The following is a 16,586-nucleotide window of genomic DNA, read 5'->3' as shown; positions in this document are numbered from 1 at the left end:
TCGGGTGTGGCCCGGATTTGGTTGCGTACCAGCGAGTCCAGGGTGGCACCTGTGGTGGGTATTTCGAGACCGGTGGCGTCGGACCCGGTCGACCACGCGGCGATGGATGTGGTGTCGGCATCGGAGACCAATGCGGACACCCGGCTCGACGGCGCGTCGACGAATGTCTGCACCACTCGGATGAACGTCCGAATGAAACGGTCGATGGTGCTCGGGGAGAACAGATCCACAGCGTAGGTGAGGTACCCGGTGATGCCGTCCGATGATTCCTCCAGATCGAACTCGAGGTCGGTCTTGGTGGCCGTCGACGAGGTCGCGCGAATAGAACCGGAGTCGTCGCCGACGAGACCCACCAGGTCCGGGCCCGTGGATCCGGCTTCGGTGTGATGGCTGAGCAGGATCTGGAACAACGGCGTGCGACCGGTGACCCGGGGGACGTCGAGCGCACGAGCAATGTCTTCGAAAGGGGCGCTCTGATGGGCGAATCCGTCCAGAACGGTGCGGTGAACCTGAGCGAGAACCTCGGCCACGGTGTGGTGGGGATCGAGTGTGTGCCGGAGGGGAAGCGTGTTGACGAAGTACCCGACGAGGTCTTCCAGTCCGTCCTCGGTACGTCCGCCGACAGGGGAGCCGATCACCACATCGGTTCCGGCACCGAGGAGAGACGCGGTGAGCGCGGTGGCGGCGTGGGCCACGGTGAACATGGTGACACCGATATCGGTGGCAGTGCGGTGCAGACCGGCCACGACGTCGCGATCGAGCTCGAAGGTGACGTCACGACCCCGATACGTCGGCTGAGTTGGCCTGGGCCGGTCGAGGGCGATGATCGACTCGGCCGGAGCGTCCTCGAGGGCACCGCGCCAGTAGTCCACGTGACGTGAGAGTTCCGACGTGGGATCGGCAGCGGATCCCAGAACGAGGCGTTGCCATGTCGCATACTGCGCGTACGAGACCGGCAACGGCTCCCACACGGGTGCATCGCCGACGACCCGGGCCGCATACGACCGGGACAGATCACGGAAGAGATTGGGTAGCGACCATTCGTCGACGGCGTGGTGGTGGATGGCGAACACGAGCGTCCACGCGCGTTCCGCAGTGCGCAGGATCTCCACGCGTATCGGAAGGTCCGTGTCCAGATCGAAGCCGGTGCCGACCAGCTCGTCGATACGGTTGTCGACGCCGTCAGCGGACTCGGTGCGCAGATCGGCGACCGCGAAGTGGGCTGATGCCGCGGCAGCGTCGGCGGGCACGATGACCTGAATCGGATCACCGTCCCATTCCACGAGTCGTGTGCGCAGGGGTTCGTGTCGGCGCACCACGTCGCGAACCGACTCGATCGCCGCAGCCACATCGAGATCGCCGGTGAGGCGGACGACGTTCGGGACCACGTACTGCGATCGTGGACCGCCGAGGCGATCGATCACCCACAGTGACTGCTGACCGAAGGATGCGGGGACGCGTTCGGGGACAACGGTGTCGGAGATACTCTCGCGGGCCTGTGAGACGCCGACGAGCGCGGCCAGTAGGGAGACGGTCCGGGCCTCGAACACATCCCGCAACGTCAGCGCCGAGCCGAATTCCGCGTTGACGCGCGCGACGAGCCGCGTCGCGGACAGGGAGTGACCACCGAGGTGGAAGAAGTCGTCGTCGGTCGACAGATCGACGTCTGAAGGCAACGCCAGAACATCGCGGAAGTACCGAGCCACCGAGTGTTCGGCAGGATTGGCGGGTGCGTGGTGGGTTCCACCTGCGGCCAGTTCGGGAGCGGGCAGTGCGCGTCGATCCAGCTTTCCGTTGGGCGTCGTGGGAAGCGAATCGAGAGGAACGAAAACAGTCGGGACCATGTAGTCCGGGACTGCCTCGGCCACGAACTGCCGCAGTTCGTCGGCGTCGACGCTGTCCCCGGTGTGATACGCAGCCAGGAAGTGCCCGCCAGCCGGGTGGTCGACGGCGAGAACGACTGCGGCGGACACTGAGGCATGTCGCTCGAGGACGACGCGGATCTCGTCGAGTTCGATGCGGAACCCTCTGATCTTGACCTGATCGTCGGTTCGGCCCAGGTACTCCAGAACACCGGACGCGTTCCATCGCACCAGGTCCCCGGTGCGGTAGAGGCGTGCACCGGCCGGGGATGCAACGAACCTGGAGGCGGTGAGATCGGGTCGACCGATGTATCCGTCGGCCAGCTGCACTCCGCCGAGGTAGAGCTCTCCGACCACACCCTCGGGTATCGGGCGAAGCCAGGAATCAAGCACCTGCACAACGGTATTGGCGACCGGTCGACCGATCGGCACGGCAGCGTTGTCGATCGATACCGTCGAGTTCACCGGTTGTGCGGTGACGTCCACCGCGGCCTCGGTCGGCCCGTACAGATTGTGCAGCTCGGCCGCTGCGAAGAGGGTCGCGGCGGCCTCCGCGGCCTTCGCGGGGAGCGCTTCACCGGAGAAGAAGACGCGTCGCATGCTCGACAGCCGAGCGACCTCGGGATTCGCGTCGAGAAACGCCTGCAGCATGGCGGGGACGAAGTGTGCGACGGTGATCGAGTGACGCTCGATGACGTCCACCAGGTAGCCGGGATCTTTGTGGCCCTGGTCTTTCGCGATGATCAACGACGCTCCGGTGACGAACGGGAGGAAGAACTCCCACACCGACACGTCGAACACGGCGGGTGTCTTCTGTAGTACCCGATCGTTGGGGGTGAGCGCATAGTCGTCCCGCATCCACTGCAGTCGGTTGACGATCGCCCGGTGCGAGACCATCACACCTTTGGGCCGTCCGGTGGTGCCGGAGGTGAAGATGACGTACGCGGTGTCGGACGCAGACGGCGGATGAGCGACGACGACCGGCGCGTGGGTTGCGTCGAGACGGGCGCACACGAGTGGATCATCGACTGTCATAACGGCCTCGGGGAGAACGGTGCTGTGCCGTGAACTCCCGCCGAGGTCTGCGATCACGAGGATCGGCGCAGCGTCGTCGAGGATGTGGCCGATGCGTTCGGACGGGTAGTCGACATCGATGGGGACGTATGCCGCTCCGATCCTGATCACGGCGTGCAGCGCGAGAACGAGGTCGACCGAGCGCGGCAGCATCACGGCGACCGTGTCCCCGGATGTGACGCCGTACGAGGACAATTCGGCCGCCATCGCGTTCACCCTGGCATCGAACTGGCGGTACGTCAGGTCGACACCTACGTCGTCGACCACCGCGGTAGCGTCGGGCGTCGCCGAGATCTGTTGCCGTATCCGAATATCGAGTGTCGCGGTCGCGTCGTCGCGGGCAACCTTCGGACCGGTCGACAAAGCGTCGACGCGATCGAACTTCTCGGCGCTCAGCAGGCCGACGGTAGAGACAGCCTCGTTCGGTGATGCGGCGAACCGGGTGAGGAAGCCGAGGAAGTCGTCGAGCACGTCGGTGAGTAAGTCGGGGGTCTGCGCGGGGTCGCTCGACGACAGATCGAGACGGAACCCGTGGATTCGATCTCGGTACACCATCAAATCGAGTCGGCCGGCCGGTCCACTGGTCACGGTTTCCTGCCGCCCGCTGATCGAGCCGAAGGCGTAGTCGTAGTCGAACGCCTTGACATTCAGTTGTGGCAGCGCCGCGTAATCGTCCTGGCCGTTCGGCCACAGCCGGGCAAGAGCCTCCCCGGCCGGGTGGCGTGAGCTCGCCCGCATCTCGTCGCGCATGCGGGTCGTCAACTGCACCAGGGTGTTCGACGGGTCCACCCGGAACACCACCGGAGCCGCATCGACGAGCATCGCGGGTGTCCGCAGTGCCGCGGCGCCGAACCGGTTCATCCGGGGCAGCTGCAGGGCGAACAGATCGCGTCCGTCCCGCGCCGCGGTGAACAGTCCCCAGCCCAACGCCACGACGTCCGACCACGATGCCCGCGCCGAGCGGGCGAGTGCGTCGATCGCCTCGGCGGTAGGCGGTGCGATCGCACCTCGGCCGTGAGAGAAGGGTAGTGAAAAGCGCCGCGAGGCGTCGAACGTCACTGCGGGCGTGCCCTCGGCCTCGGCGCACAGTTCGGACCAGAATTGACTTGCACCGGGATCATGTTGCGATGCCGCGGTATCCACGAGCTCGACGTAATCGCCGAACCACCGATCCGGTACCGAGCTGCCGGTGACGAGCGCCGTGTACACCTCCGCGACGCGTCGAGTGAACAGTCCCAGGCCGTAGGCGTCGACGAAAAGATGATGGGTTGCGAATTCCCATGCCCACCCGCCGCTGGTTCGACGGTGCAGGACCGCCAGCGACTCGTACCGGTTCTGTCCTACGCCGTCGACGCGGCAGCGGTCGGCAGCGACGGACCGAATCGCCGCATCTTCACATGCGGACGATATGACCTGAAGGGCACCGATGGGTGTGTCGCTGTTCGCGAGTACCGGCACTCCGTCTGCGCCGTTGTTGGGCCGTAGACCGAACACCTCGGCTTCGGAACCCGCCATGGACACTGCGCGGCTGAAAATGGCAACGTCCACGTCGTCGTCCAGCCACACCAACTGCGAAATTCGAAACGCGTCCGCGTCGGGGCTGACCTGCTCTGCGGCCCACACACCCAGTTGTGCTGCTGTCAGCTCCAGAAGACGGACCGTCACGTACACCCCAATCACGGAACCCAAGACGTACCTGGGTTGTTCTTGACTTACCGCATGGGAGTGTAGCTCAGGCAACCCTAACCTAATACTCATGCCCATGAGGTGCGGTGACGGCGGGAGCGATACGTCGAAACCTGTTCGCGCAAAGTTGAACTGCGGCGGATCGGCGACCCGACCTGTGTCGCGGTTCAAACCTACTTTAGGTTAGGCTAACGTATTCTTTGTCATTGCGAGCGGGGTGAGGTGCACTATGGGTCGTCTTCGGCTGACGCCTGCGCAGCTGGGTGTCTGGGCAGCGGAGCAGGTCACTCCCGGGGCCGATGCGTTCCGAATTTCACAGTTGGTCTGGCTCGACGGCGAGATCGACCCTCCCCTTCTCGCGCACGCCATCACCCTCGCCGTCTCCGAGGCTCAGGTGTTGGGCTATCGACCCGTGGTCGGCGACGACGGGGTCCCCATGCTCGACGCGGTGGCGGCACCGTCTCTCGAACCAACGGTCGTCGAGCACGGTCGCCCCGACTCGGAGATCCGGTCAGCGGCATTGGCCCGGTGCCGCCGTCGTGGGCTCGGCTCCTCGCGATTCGAATCGGACTCGTCGATTCATCGCAGGCTCGACGGCGGGTGGGCATGGGAGTTCTCGACTCATCACCTACTCCTCGATGCGTACGGGCTGGGGCTCGTCACTCGTCGTGTTGCCGAGGTATACACCGCTCTGGCCGGGGGCCTTTCGGTGCCCGAGCGATGGTTCGGTGACTATGCGTCGGTCGTCGACGGTGCCGGTGTCGGCGCGGGCGATTCCGAACAATTCTGGGCAGCGAAGTTCGAGGAGGTCTCCGAGACCTCGGCCGTCGGATTCGATTCCTCGCGCCAGTTCTTCCTCACCGACGCGCGAGGACAAGGCCGCGTTGCGGACGAGGTGGCAGCGTCGATCGACGCACTGGCGCGTTCGGCACGGGTCACGTGGTCCGACGTCGTTGCGTTGGGCTGGGGGCTGTTCACGTCCGCGCGCGACGGACGGGACCTGTTCGCGGTCCGGTTGCCGCAGATGAACCGCTCGGGCGGTGTGGCGCTGCGGACTCCGGCAATGTTGGTCGGTGCCGCGCAGGTGACGTTGCGGGTTTCTCCGTCCGAGACGGTCGCCGAGTTGGTGCAGCGGGTCCGAGGCGAGATGCGGGAGGTCGTCGGTCATCAGATGGCGGGGGAGACCCTTGCGCGATTGTGGCCGAACGGGCCGGAGGACTATGCAGCGTTGCCGCAGTTGAACGTCAAGGCCTTCGACTACGACTACGGGTTCGGCTCGATCGCCGGCCGCCAGGAAACGGTCACGAGTGGACCGGCCGGACGCCTGGACCTCATGGTGTATCGCGATCGGGTGCACGGATTCGCGGTGGACCTGACGTCGAGCGACGCTGCGGCCACCGCCGAATCGGTCACCGACACCGCCGCTGCCTTCGTCGGGTTTCTCGGGAGACTGTCCGGGGCCGCCGATACGAGGGTGTCGACGCTCGATGCACGGACCGCCCACGACCGAACGACGACAGAGAAATGGTCGCGCGGTGTCGAGGTGCATGCCGACGGTGCGACGCTGGATTCGCTGGTCCGCCTACAGATGTCGAGGACGCCGGACGCGGTGGCAATCGTCGATCACACCGGAGCGGAGTTCACTTTCTCCGAGGTCGACATCCGCGTCGAGGCCATGGCCGCGCAGTTGCGCGCCCACGGTGTGACGCGAGGAGACCGCGTGGCAGTCATGCTCGAGCGCTCGGTGGATCTCGTGGTGACATTGCTTGCCGTCGTGCGCACCGGTGCCGCCTACGTTCCGATCGATCCGGAACACCCGTCCGAACGCATCGGGCACATCCTCGACGACGCCTCGGCGCCGGTGACGGTCACGGACGTAGCGGGTGCGGATGCGCATTCCGCCGTACTCGGGACCGTCGTCCTGGTCGATTCGCTGGATCGACCGGACTCGATCGATGCCCTGGTGCCTCCGACGGCGTCGGACATCGCATACGTCATCTTCACGTCCGGAACGACGGGACGACCCAAGGGGGTCATGGTCTCTCATCGCGCAATCGTCAACAGGTTGCTCTGGGGCGAGACGGTACATCCGGTCGCCGGGGAGCGCGTCCTCGTCAAGACTCCCGCGACGTTCGACGTGTCGGTTCCCGAGATATTCGGACCCCTCGCCTTCGGAGGTACCCTGATCCTGACGACCGGCGACGGTCACCGCGACCCGAGGTATCTCAGCGACGCGATCCGCAGACACCGCGTCTCGCGGGTGAACTTCGTACCCGCCATGGCGCAGGCCTTCGTCGCTGCCGAGCTGGGATTTCACGACTCCCTCCGCTTGACTGCGCTTGCGGGAGAGGCATTTCCGACGTCTCTCGGCACTGCCCTCCCGGGCGTCGTGTCCGGCGACATCGCCAACGTGTACGGACCCACCGAAACCGGAGAAATCACTTTCCACCGTGTCGATCAGACAGCGATCGAACACTACGGTGCGACGGTGCCCATCGGCGCGCCCGTCGCGAACACTCGCGCCATCGTGCTCGACATGTGGCTGCGCCCGGTGCCCGCCGGTGTGGTCGGTGAACTGTACTTGGGCGGAACACAACTCGCCGATGGATACATCGGACGCCCGGATCTGACGGCAGCCCGATTCGTCGCCGATCCGCGATCCGGCATACGGCTGTACCGCACCGGAGACTTGGTGCGATGGAACGATTCCGGAGCGCTGGAGTACATGGGCCGCACCGACGACCAGATCAAGATTCGCGGAATACGCATCGAACTGGACGACATTCGCGTCGCACTCGAACGCCACCCCGCCGTCTCGGCAGCCGTCGTCGTCGCGGCCGAGCACCCCGCGGGCGGACACTACCTCGCCGCCTATCACACCGGCGGAGCCGTCGACGGCGATGATCTCCGCGACTTCGTGGGAACGCAGGTTCCGGACTACATGGTCCCCACGGTCTTCTCGGCCGTGGACTCGATCCCGACCACCGCAAACGGAAAGATCGATCGCCGAGCCCTGCCTCGTCCCGACCTGGCGGCTGCGAGTACGCAGACCGGCCGCGCACCCGAGACGAACACCGAACATGCGCTGGCGCAGGTCTTCTGCGAGGTTCTGAACCTGCCGGGCGACATGACTCTGTCGGTGGACGACGACTTCTTCCGACTCGGTGGGCACTCTCTGTCGGCGGCTCGCATGGTGGCACGCATCGGCGCGGCGACGGGCGGAGTGCTGACCCTGCGCGATGTGTTCGACGCGCCGTCGCTCGGAGGGTTGGCAGCATGCGTCGACGCCGCCAGGGGTAGAGCCTGCGGAATGACCCCGGTGCGCAGCGAGTCCACCTCGAAGCCGATTTCGGTCACCGACATCGAGCGGACCGACGCCGTGCCGGCGTCGTACGGGCAGCAGGCACTGTGGATCAGCGAGCACATCGACTCCGAGAGCTTCTATCGCACGGGTGAGATCCTGCGCGTCGTCGGTCGGTTCGATGCGGCTGCGCTGCACCGTGCTCTCGCCGAGTTGGTACACCGGCACGAGATCCTCAGGACCACGTTCTCGCCGGACGAGAACGGTGAGCTCCAACAGGTTGTGCACCCGGTGCCGGATTCGGGAAACCGGATTCGGGTCGTGGATACGAGCCCGTCCGAGTCGACGTCGCTGATCGAACAGCTGCTCGACGAACAGCTTGATCTTGCAACAGACTTCGGTATGCGGTTCACCATCGTCGCGTCGGGTGGTTCGGGGTTCGTGGTGTTCCAACGCCACCACATGGTGACCGACGACAGGTCCAATTCCATCCTTCTGCGCGATCTCGGTGCGCTCTATCGACAAGAACTCGGTCTCGGCAGCGCCGATCTACCCGAGCTCGCAGTCCAGTACGGCGACTTCGCGCTGTGGAACCGCACAGCGCTCGGAACGGAAGCCGACCCGCAGTCGCAGTACCGGCGTGAACTGGACTACTGGAAGAGAACCCTCGACGGGTGCCCGGCCGAGACGCGTCTACCGCTCGATGCGGACCGTTCCACGATCGCGACCCGAACGCGACGGTCCGTCGCACTCGCGTTGTCGGACAACGATTCTGCAGACGTCGCGACGTTCCTGAACAGGTCGGCATCGACACCTCTGCAGGCGATCATCGTGGCGGCGGCGCTGGCGCTGTGGCACCAGGGTGCGGGAACGTCCATCCCGATCGGTTCGCCCATCGACCTCAGGGACGATCCTGCCCTGGCCGACCTGATCGGGTATTTCATCAACACGGTCGTCATCCGTACCGACCTCGACGAGGCAACAGGATTCGGGGCCGCGCTCCGACGCACACGCGAGCGGGTGCTCGATGCGCAGGAGCACAAGCACGTTCCGTTCGACAGCGTGGTCGACCACATCCTGACGGGTAGGCGGTCGCAGGCCTCCCCTCTGTTCCAAGTCATGGCGGTGTACACCCCTGCCGATGCTGACACACCGGATACGGACCGGCCGTTCGAGATTCACGACCCCTGGGCGTCCGAGTCCGACTCCGAGGACGACACTGTCGCAGCATTGTTCGATCTCGTCGTCGGCATCGAACAGCGACCGGACGGGCGATTCTCCATCGGGGTGGACGCCGTCGACGAGCTGTTCGAGGTGGCGACTGTCGAACGGCTCGCACACGAGATTCGCGCGTTTCTGGTGTGGGGCAGCCGATACCCGGATGCCCCCATACCGGCGCTGTCTCGATTCGCTACCACCGACGTTCCCTCCGCGGCTGTCCCGAGCACCACGCCGGGCGCAGTCCTCCGCACTGCTCTGCCGCCGGTCGACGCACGTCGCTCGGAACTGCGGCGCATGAGCGTGGATCAGGTCGCTGTGTCGCTGTTCGGTCAGGACCACTACGACCGGCTACGCATCGAGAACACGGAGGACCAGGTCTGGCTGGTTGCGTCCGACGTGGCGGAGCCGCACTGGCTCGACGCGATGGCCGCGGTGGTCGGGCAACTCGTCGACGGGTACGCGGACGGAATCACCCTGGCACTGAGAGCGCGTGAAGCACCCTCTAGTGGCACCGATGCACCGGATGACCTGTCGCAGTTGCTCGACGACCCGTTCTGGGAGGACTGGGTCGACTCGCTCGCCGATCTCGATGTCGCCGAGCCACGCGCCGGTGAGTCCGGCGCACCCACCCGAGGGGCGGCGAATACCAGGTGCCGAATCCTGGACGATGTCGATGATCAGGCGCGTACCCGTGCCGTTCTCCTGGCTGCAGTTGCTCGCGCGTACGCCGACCCCGATCCCGACGGTGCACTGATCGTCGAGTTCGAGGAGTCCCTCGCGGGTGGGGCGTCGACGTTCCTCACTGCGATCGACGCGGACGTGCTGGCCCTCGCCGCCGACGGCGACGCCGCGATCGTCGATCGGTTGGTGGCCGCCGCCGAATGGGACCCTCGGCGAAGGCACGAATACGACTTGATATCCGCAAGTCCCACTCACCGCCGATTCTTCGACGACCTCCCCGATCCGGCGGTCACCGTGTCGGTACGCCGAACGGATTGCGAAGCAGTCGAATTGCCGAACGAGGCAGGAGCGAATCGGATCCACGTGAGTCTGTGGATCGATCGCCGCACCGCAGATGACAGCGTCGCATTGCGCGTGCACGTCGGAGTCGGCGACCGACTCGGACTGAACGCCGAGCAGCTGGCTCGCGGCATCGCCGGAGTCCTCGAAGAATCCGGAGTTGCGCTCAGCGGGTTGCACTTCGAGAGCCGGCTCACGGCTTCGCGCGTGGACCGCATACCGCTACCGACTGCCGAAGTTGCGCGCATTCATCAGCGGTACGGCCCCGGTGTGGAGATTCTGCCGCTGTCGCCACTCCAGAGCGGCCTGCTCTATCACATCATTCGCGCTCGCGAAGCCGACGATCACAATGCCTACATCTCGCAGATCACCTACGAGCTGACCGGTGACGTCGACGCGGACAGGATGAGATCGGCCATCGCCACTGCTCTCGACCGCTATCCCAACGTGCGCGCGGGGTTCGTCTCGACGGCCGACGGTGAGGTTCAGGTGATCCCGTCGCACACCGAGCTCCCGTATCGTGTGGTGACGGCTCGGGAGTGGGCGGAGTCGCACGGATCGGCCGCCGAACTGTTCGACGCCGAACGTGACACACCGTTCGATCACGAACGACCACCGCTGCTGAGATTCGTTCTGGTCGAACTCGATTCCGGCCTGTGGACGCTGTGCATGACCACCGAACACATCCTGATGGACGGCTGGTCGCTCTATGCGTTTCTCGGGGAGATCCTCGACATCTACACCGATCCCGGGTACGCGGACCGCGTCGCGCCTGCGTCGTTCCGCGACTACCTGGATTGGGTTGCGCATCGAGACCACGGCGTTGCGGCAGCGGCGTGGTCCGACTATCTGGCCGACCTGGCCGGACCGTCCATCGTGTGGCCGGGTGGCGGCGACCTGATCGGTAGTCGGGTGGATACCGCGGACATACACCTCGACCTCGACCCCGCCGTCGCACGTGCCGTTCACGAGATCGCTCACGAGGTGGGGGTGACCGTCTCGACTGTTCTGCAGGCGTCGTGGGCGATGACTCTCGGCCGGTTGCTGGGGACATCCGATGTGGTGATCGGCAACAACGTGTCGGGCAGGCCGCCGGAACTGGTCGATGCCGACCGCATCATCGGATTGTTGTTCAACACGTTGCCGTTTCGGGTTCGCTCGAGCCCGTTCGAGTCGGTGGCGACGATGCTGCGGCGCGTTCAAGCCGAGCAACTCGACGTGATGGAGCACTCCTATGTCGCATTGAGCGACATTCAGGAACCCGCTGGATCGGGTGCGTTGTTCGACACGCTCTTCGTCGTCCAGAATTTCGGGTACGAGGACTCGGGCCCGGGGGAGGACACGGAGATCGACGTCCAGTCCGGATCGTCGACCGACGCCACTCACTATCCGTTGACCTTCGCAGTCAGTCCATCGGCGGAGGACGGCAATTACGCTGTGCACGTGCGGTTGTCGTACCGACGAGATGCGTTCGGCGACGACGAGGCCCAGCGCGTTCTCGGCCGGTACGTGTCGATTCTGACGAACATGGCCTCGGACACCGCCCGGCCGGTGAGCCGGATCTCGGCGTCGCTGCCCGGTGAGGAAGCGCTCGTCTGTGTCAGCGGCGAGAACCGTGTCGTGGTGGACGAGACGGTCAACGATCTTCTGCGCCGCCAGGTGTCCCGGACGCCGCAGGCAACTGCTCTGGTGTCGGGGCACCGGGAGTACTCGTTCGCCGAGTTCTTCGCGCGGGTCAACCAGTACGCGCGGCTGCTGCTCGCACACGGTGTGCGGCCGGAACACCGGGTGGCTCTCCTACTGCCGCGGGACGAGCGCATGGTGATCTCGATGTTCGCCGTGTTCGCAGTCGGCGCAGCCTACGTTCCGATCGACGCCGAACACCCGGACGATCGGATCGACTACATGCTGGGCGCTGCGGAACCGACCGTCACTCTCGTCACGTCGAGGGACCGGTCCCGGATCGGCGACGTCGCCGGGATCGTCGTCGATCTGGACGAGGTCGGCGTGATCGCCGACATCGACGGTCGAGACGCGGCGGCCATCACCGACCACGAACGCGGTGGGGCCATCCGGCCGGACAACCTGGCCTATGTCATCTTCACCTCCGGCTCGACCGGCAGGCCCAAGGGTGTTGCGGTCGGGTATCGGGGACTGACCAACATGTACGTCAATCACGTTGCCAAGATCTTCGACCGAGTCGTCGCTCACCAGGGTGGACGGACGATGCGGATCGCACACACCACCTCGTTCGCCTTCGACGCCTCCTGGGAGCAACTGTTCTGGATGCTCGACGGGCACACCGTCGACGTCATCGACGAGGAGCTGCGGCGCGAGCCCGCTCGGCTTCTGGCGTACTACGATTCGGCTCGCGTCGACGGCTTCGACGTCACGCCGTCCTACGGTCAGCTGCTGGTCGACGAGGGTCTACTGGACCGAGACCGACCGTCGGGACGCTCGGTGGACGCGGACGCGGCCGGTGTGGTGTTCGTATCGCTGGGCGGAGAGGCTGTGCCCGAACGGCTCTGGCAGCAGTTGCGGAACGCACCGGGAGTCGAGGCCTACAACCTGTACGGCCCGACCGAATACACGATCAACGCTCTGGGAGCCGATCTGGCCGACAGTGAGACCTCGTCGGTGGGAACGCCGATCTGCAACACCCGCGCGTACATCCTCGACCAGAGCCTGCAGCCTACGTTGCCGGGCGTGGCAGGCGAGCTCTACCTGGCCGGTTCCGGTGTGGCACGGGGTTATTGGGGTCGGCCCGACGCGTCGGCCGAGCGCTTCTCCGCATGTCCGTGGGAGAGCGGAGCTCGGATGTATCGCACCGGAGATCTCGTGCGGCGCACCCCCGAGGGGACGATCGAATATCTCGGTCGCGCAGACGATCAGGTCAAGATTCGCGGGTACCGCATCGAACCGACCGAGGTCGCCGATGTCCTCGCCGACGATCCGTCGGTCGCACGGGCAGCGGTCGTGGCGCGTCCCTCGCCGTCCGGGGCCGTGGCACTGTACGGCTACGTGGTTCCTGCGCCGGGCACGGTGGTCGATCTCGACGACGTGCGCGCTCGCGCCAGGGGCATTCTGCCCGACTACATGGTTCCCTCGGGACTGGCTGTGCTCGAGTCGATTCCGCTCACGGTCAACGGAAAGGTCGACACGCGTGCGCTTCCCGAGATCGTCGGTGCAGACGACGTCCACGTCGCACCCGACACCGCCGAAGAACTTCTCGTCGAGGCTGCGGTAGCGGATCTGCTGGGATTGGAACGGGTTTCGACCACCGCGAACTTCTTCGAGTCGGGCGGGAACTCACTGATCGCGATGCGTCTGATCGCACGCTTGCATCGAGACACCGGCCGCGACCTCAGGGTGAAGGACATCTTCGCCCGGCAGACGATCGGCGAGATCGCGCGGCTGTTGGAGGAGGACTCACGCGAGGTGCCACCGTCGGAGGCGATCACGGTGCCGTTGCGTCCTGGTACGAGCGGCAGAACCCTGTTCTGCATTCACGAGTACAACGGGTTCGCGACCATCTACTCGCAGCTGCTCGACGGCGTACCGTCCGAGTGGGCGGTGGTGGGCATGCAGGATCCCGTCCACGGTGGAAGTCTGGTCGTCGCAGACGGTTTCGATGCCCTGTGCGACGTCTACGTCGATGCCGTCCTCGCCCGGCAGCCCGACGGGCCGTACGACATTCTGGGCTGGTCCTACGGCGGGCACCTGGCTCTCGGCGTCGTCCGGCGGTTGGTCGACCGAGGTCACGACGTCGCCACGTTGACGATCCTCGACGCCGTCCCCACCGTCGACGGTCGGCTGCTCGACGGATCGCTGCGCGACGACGACGAAATAATGCCCGAGGGTGTCTCGGCCTACGACATGGTGCACGACACCGACGTGCAGGACGAGTTCATGACCCGATTCGCGCGCCGGGAAGAGGGAATCGGCAACATGTCGCCCGGGGAGATCGACACGCTCAGTCCGACCCAGAAACGTACGTGGGCGACGGCGGGAATGCGGGCCGAATACATGCAGAGACAACCTACTCGAGGTCGATTCGACGGGCCGACGCTCCTGGTCACCGCCAGTGCAGGCAAGCCCGTCGGGCACTCCGGTCGGGTGGCCGAAATGTGGCGCGACTTCGTACCGGAACTCGTTGTCGTCGATGTCGATTCGACACATTCGGGAATGCTCGACGACGCCCGCCCCCGACGAGAATGGCTGCCTGCGCTGAGCCGCCATCTCGAGACCGACCGCGCCATGGTGACCACCATGGCGACTTCCCAGGAAGAAGGACGATGATCGTTACCGAGGAACAAGCACTGACCGATATCGCGGAGATCCTCTACGTCGACGTGGCCGAGCTCGAACGCGACGTGGATCTGCGAGACCAGGGTATGGACTCGGTCCGGATCATGGCCCTCGTGCAACAGTGGCGGCAGGCAGGGTTGCCGGAGGTGGACTTCATCGCGCTCGCCGAGGACCAGCGGATAGAGCACTGGCTGACGGTGCTGAAGACACTGCAGAATCAGTAGTTCGGCGCGAGCCGGAACACCACTTCTCCCCAGCCGATCGTCACGCGTTCCAGCACACGCAGACCGGCGCGTCCGAAGAGGTCGTCGTACTCGGCGTTGGTTCTGCTTCCACCACCGGTGAGCGCGAAGTGGAGCAGATCGTCTTCGTACTCGTAATCCTCGGCGGTGGCGTGTTCGAGCGGTGCCGCGAACACGAAGACGGACCCGCCGGCACCGACGCTTCGGCCGGCGCGGTCGAGTACGTGGACCGCGTCCTCGTCGGGCATCAGATCGAGCAGGTTCGCCAGCAGCACGCCGTCCGGTGAATCCGAGCGAGTCTCGAGCATGCTGGACGGTTCGAGAACCACGCGAGCCCGATCACCCTGCAGGCGGCGGATTCCGGCGAGTTCGCTCGGGTGCCCGACGACGGTCACGGTCACGTCCGCCCGAGCATCGACGAAGGCACCCGCGAAGCGCCCGGCTCCGCGGCCGGCGATCACCAGTGTGCGTACGTCGGAGAACAACTCGGATTTGGCCAGAGTGTCGGCGATGACGTCGGCTTCGTCCTCGTCGGCTTCGAGTGCTGCCGGTTCGGATCGAAGGAGTTCGCGGAACGAGGTACCGAACCAGGACTCGTAGTCACCCGTGCCCGTTCGGACCGCAGCGAGCAGTGCGAGTACTCCGAGCTCGCGGCGAGCGGGAATACCGCCCAAGTCGAATTCGGTCATGTGCCACTCGTCGGTGAGTTCGAGTCCGGCAGCGGTGAGGCGGTAGGTGTCGCCGCGGCCCGGTTCCAGAGCGCCGGCCGCGGCGAGGTAGCGCACCAGCTTGCCCAACCCCTGCTCGTGGGTCTGGGTGGCGGCCGCCATGGCCGGGATCGTCAGTGGGCCTCGTTCGAGAGCGTCGAACAGTCCGACTGTGACGCCGACACGAACGGCGAACGGAGGCAACAGGTCCAGTCGGTCGTGAAGATCGTCGTGCTCGGACGGTTCCGAGTCGGCGACATCCGGCTCGTCCGCGCTTCGGCGCCAGTATCCGACTACATCGAGATGGTCCTTCGGTACGTTCTTGTCCTCACGCAACCATCGACGGATCGGGGTGAGCGACGTCGCTTCTCCTGCGACCCAGACGAATACGGATCCGTCCCTCCACTGCGCTGCGCGGATCGCGTCGAAGAGCAGCGGCGTCGAACCGGCAGGCGCGCCGTCGCGGCTCAGCCACGTCACCGTGATGCCGTCGCGGACGGGCAGATCCTGCCGATGCGCCGGCTCGGCGACCTCGACGAAGACCTGTGCCCGCAGACCGTCCGGACTTTCCTCGATCCATCTCCCGATCGCAGGCAACGCGGTCTCGTCTCCGGCGATCAGCGCCCAGTCGACACCCTCGGGGTAGCTCCTCGACATCTTGGGCCCCGCCACGTGCACTCGTTCGCCCGGTGTCGCCCGGTAGGCCCAGCTGGTGGCCGGTCCACTGCCGTGCCTGACGAAGTCGATGTCGGCCTCACCGGCGACCGGGTCCCAGCGTCTGATCGTGTACGTGCGGGTGATCGATCGTGGATCCCGCGGCCACGCGAGGGCACCGTCCCCCTGTGTCGGAACGAGCGGTTCGTCCAGATCCGGATGGCAGAACACGATCTTGAGATTGTCGTCGAAGCCGGAGGATCGGAATTCGGCCACCGGATATCCACTGTCGGAGCGAAAGGCGCGGAGTTGCTCGCCGCCGAGGGTCACCCGTCGCATTCCGGGTGTGACGTCCTCGACGCGAAGGACCTCCAGAGCACGGGTGGTAATGGGGTGGACGTCGTTCGTCCTGGTGCTGCGCGCCACTGTTCCTCCGTCGATTGCCGCCTTAGTGAGGCCAGCCTAGCCTGATAGGCTCCCTCGGTCGGACGCCTCGTCCGGCAGCCGGGTA

At 65.7% G+C, this 16,586-nt stretch carries 4 protein-coding genes; 2 read left to right on the top strand and 2 right to left on the bottom strand.

What is annotated here, in order from left to right; genetic code table 11:
• Positions 1–4,601 (bottom strand): amino acid adenylation domain-containing protein (locus ABZ677_RS18955; protein WP_358372081.1); only part of this gene is annotated, 4,601 nt, incomplete at its 3' end.
• Between the two features lie 250 nt (positions 4,602–4,851).
• Between ABZ677_RS18955 and ABZ677_RS18950 the strand changes: the two genes are divergently transcribed.
• Both ABZ677_RS18950 and ABZ677_RS18945 read left to right on the top strand, forming a co-directional pair.
• Positions 4,852–14,463, top strand: coding sequence for an amino acid adenylation domain-containing protein (locus ABZ677_RS18950; protein ID WP_358372078.1), 9,612 nt, complete (start codon positions 4,852–4,854; stop codon positions 14,461–14,463).
• Positions 14,460–14,696, top strand: coding sequence for a phosphopantetheine-binding protein (locus ABZ677_RS18945; protein WP_032403517.1), 237 nt, complete (start codon positions 14,460–14,462; stop codon positions 14,694–14,696). The genes ABZ677_RS18950 and ABZ677_RS18945 overlap by 4 nt, the downstream gene beginning before the upstream one ends.
• Here ABZ677_RS18945 and ABZ677_RS18940 read toward each other — a convergent pair.
• Entirely contained in the window at positions 14,690–16,501 is a 1,812-nt protein-coding gene (locus tag ABZ677_RS18940; protein WP_358372075.1) for a siderophore-interacting protein, read from the bottom strand. The genes ABZ677_RS18945 and ABZ677_RS18940 overlap by 7 nt on opposite strands.
• Positions 16,502–16,586: the final 85 nt, after the last annotated feature.

The sequence above is a fragment of the Rhodococcus sp. NPDC006774 genome, assembly GCF_040636045.1.
Taxonomy (GTDB): domain Bacteria; phylum Actinomycetota; class Actinomycetes; order Mycobacteriales; family Mycobacteriaceae; genus Rhodococcoides.
Note: the sequence above shows the minus strand (reverse complement) of the source record. Positions and strands in the feature narration are given on the sequence as shown.

What these genes read in the sequence shown, in the direction of transcription:
- ABZ677_RS18950 (WP_358372078.1), top strand. Translation starts at nt 4,852, where the DNA reads ATGGGTCGTCTTCGGCTGACGCCTGCGCAGCTGGGTGTCTGGGCAGCG.
- ABZ677_RS18945 (WP_032403517.1), top strand. Translation starts at nt 14,460, where the DNA reads ATGATCGTTACCGAGGAACAAGCACTGACCGATATCGCGGAGATCCTC.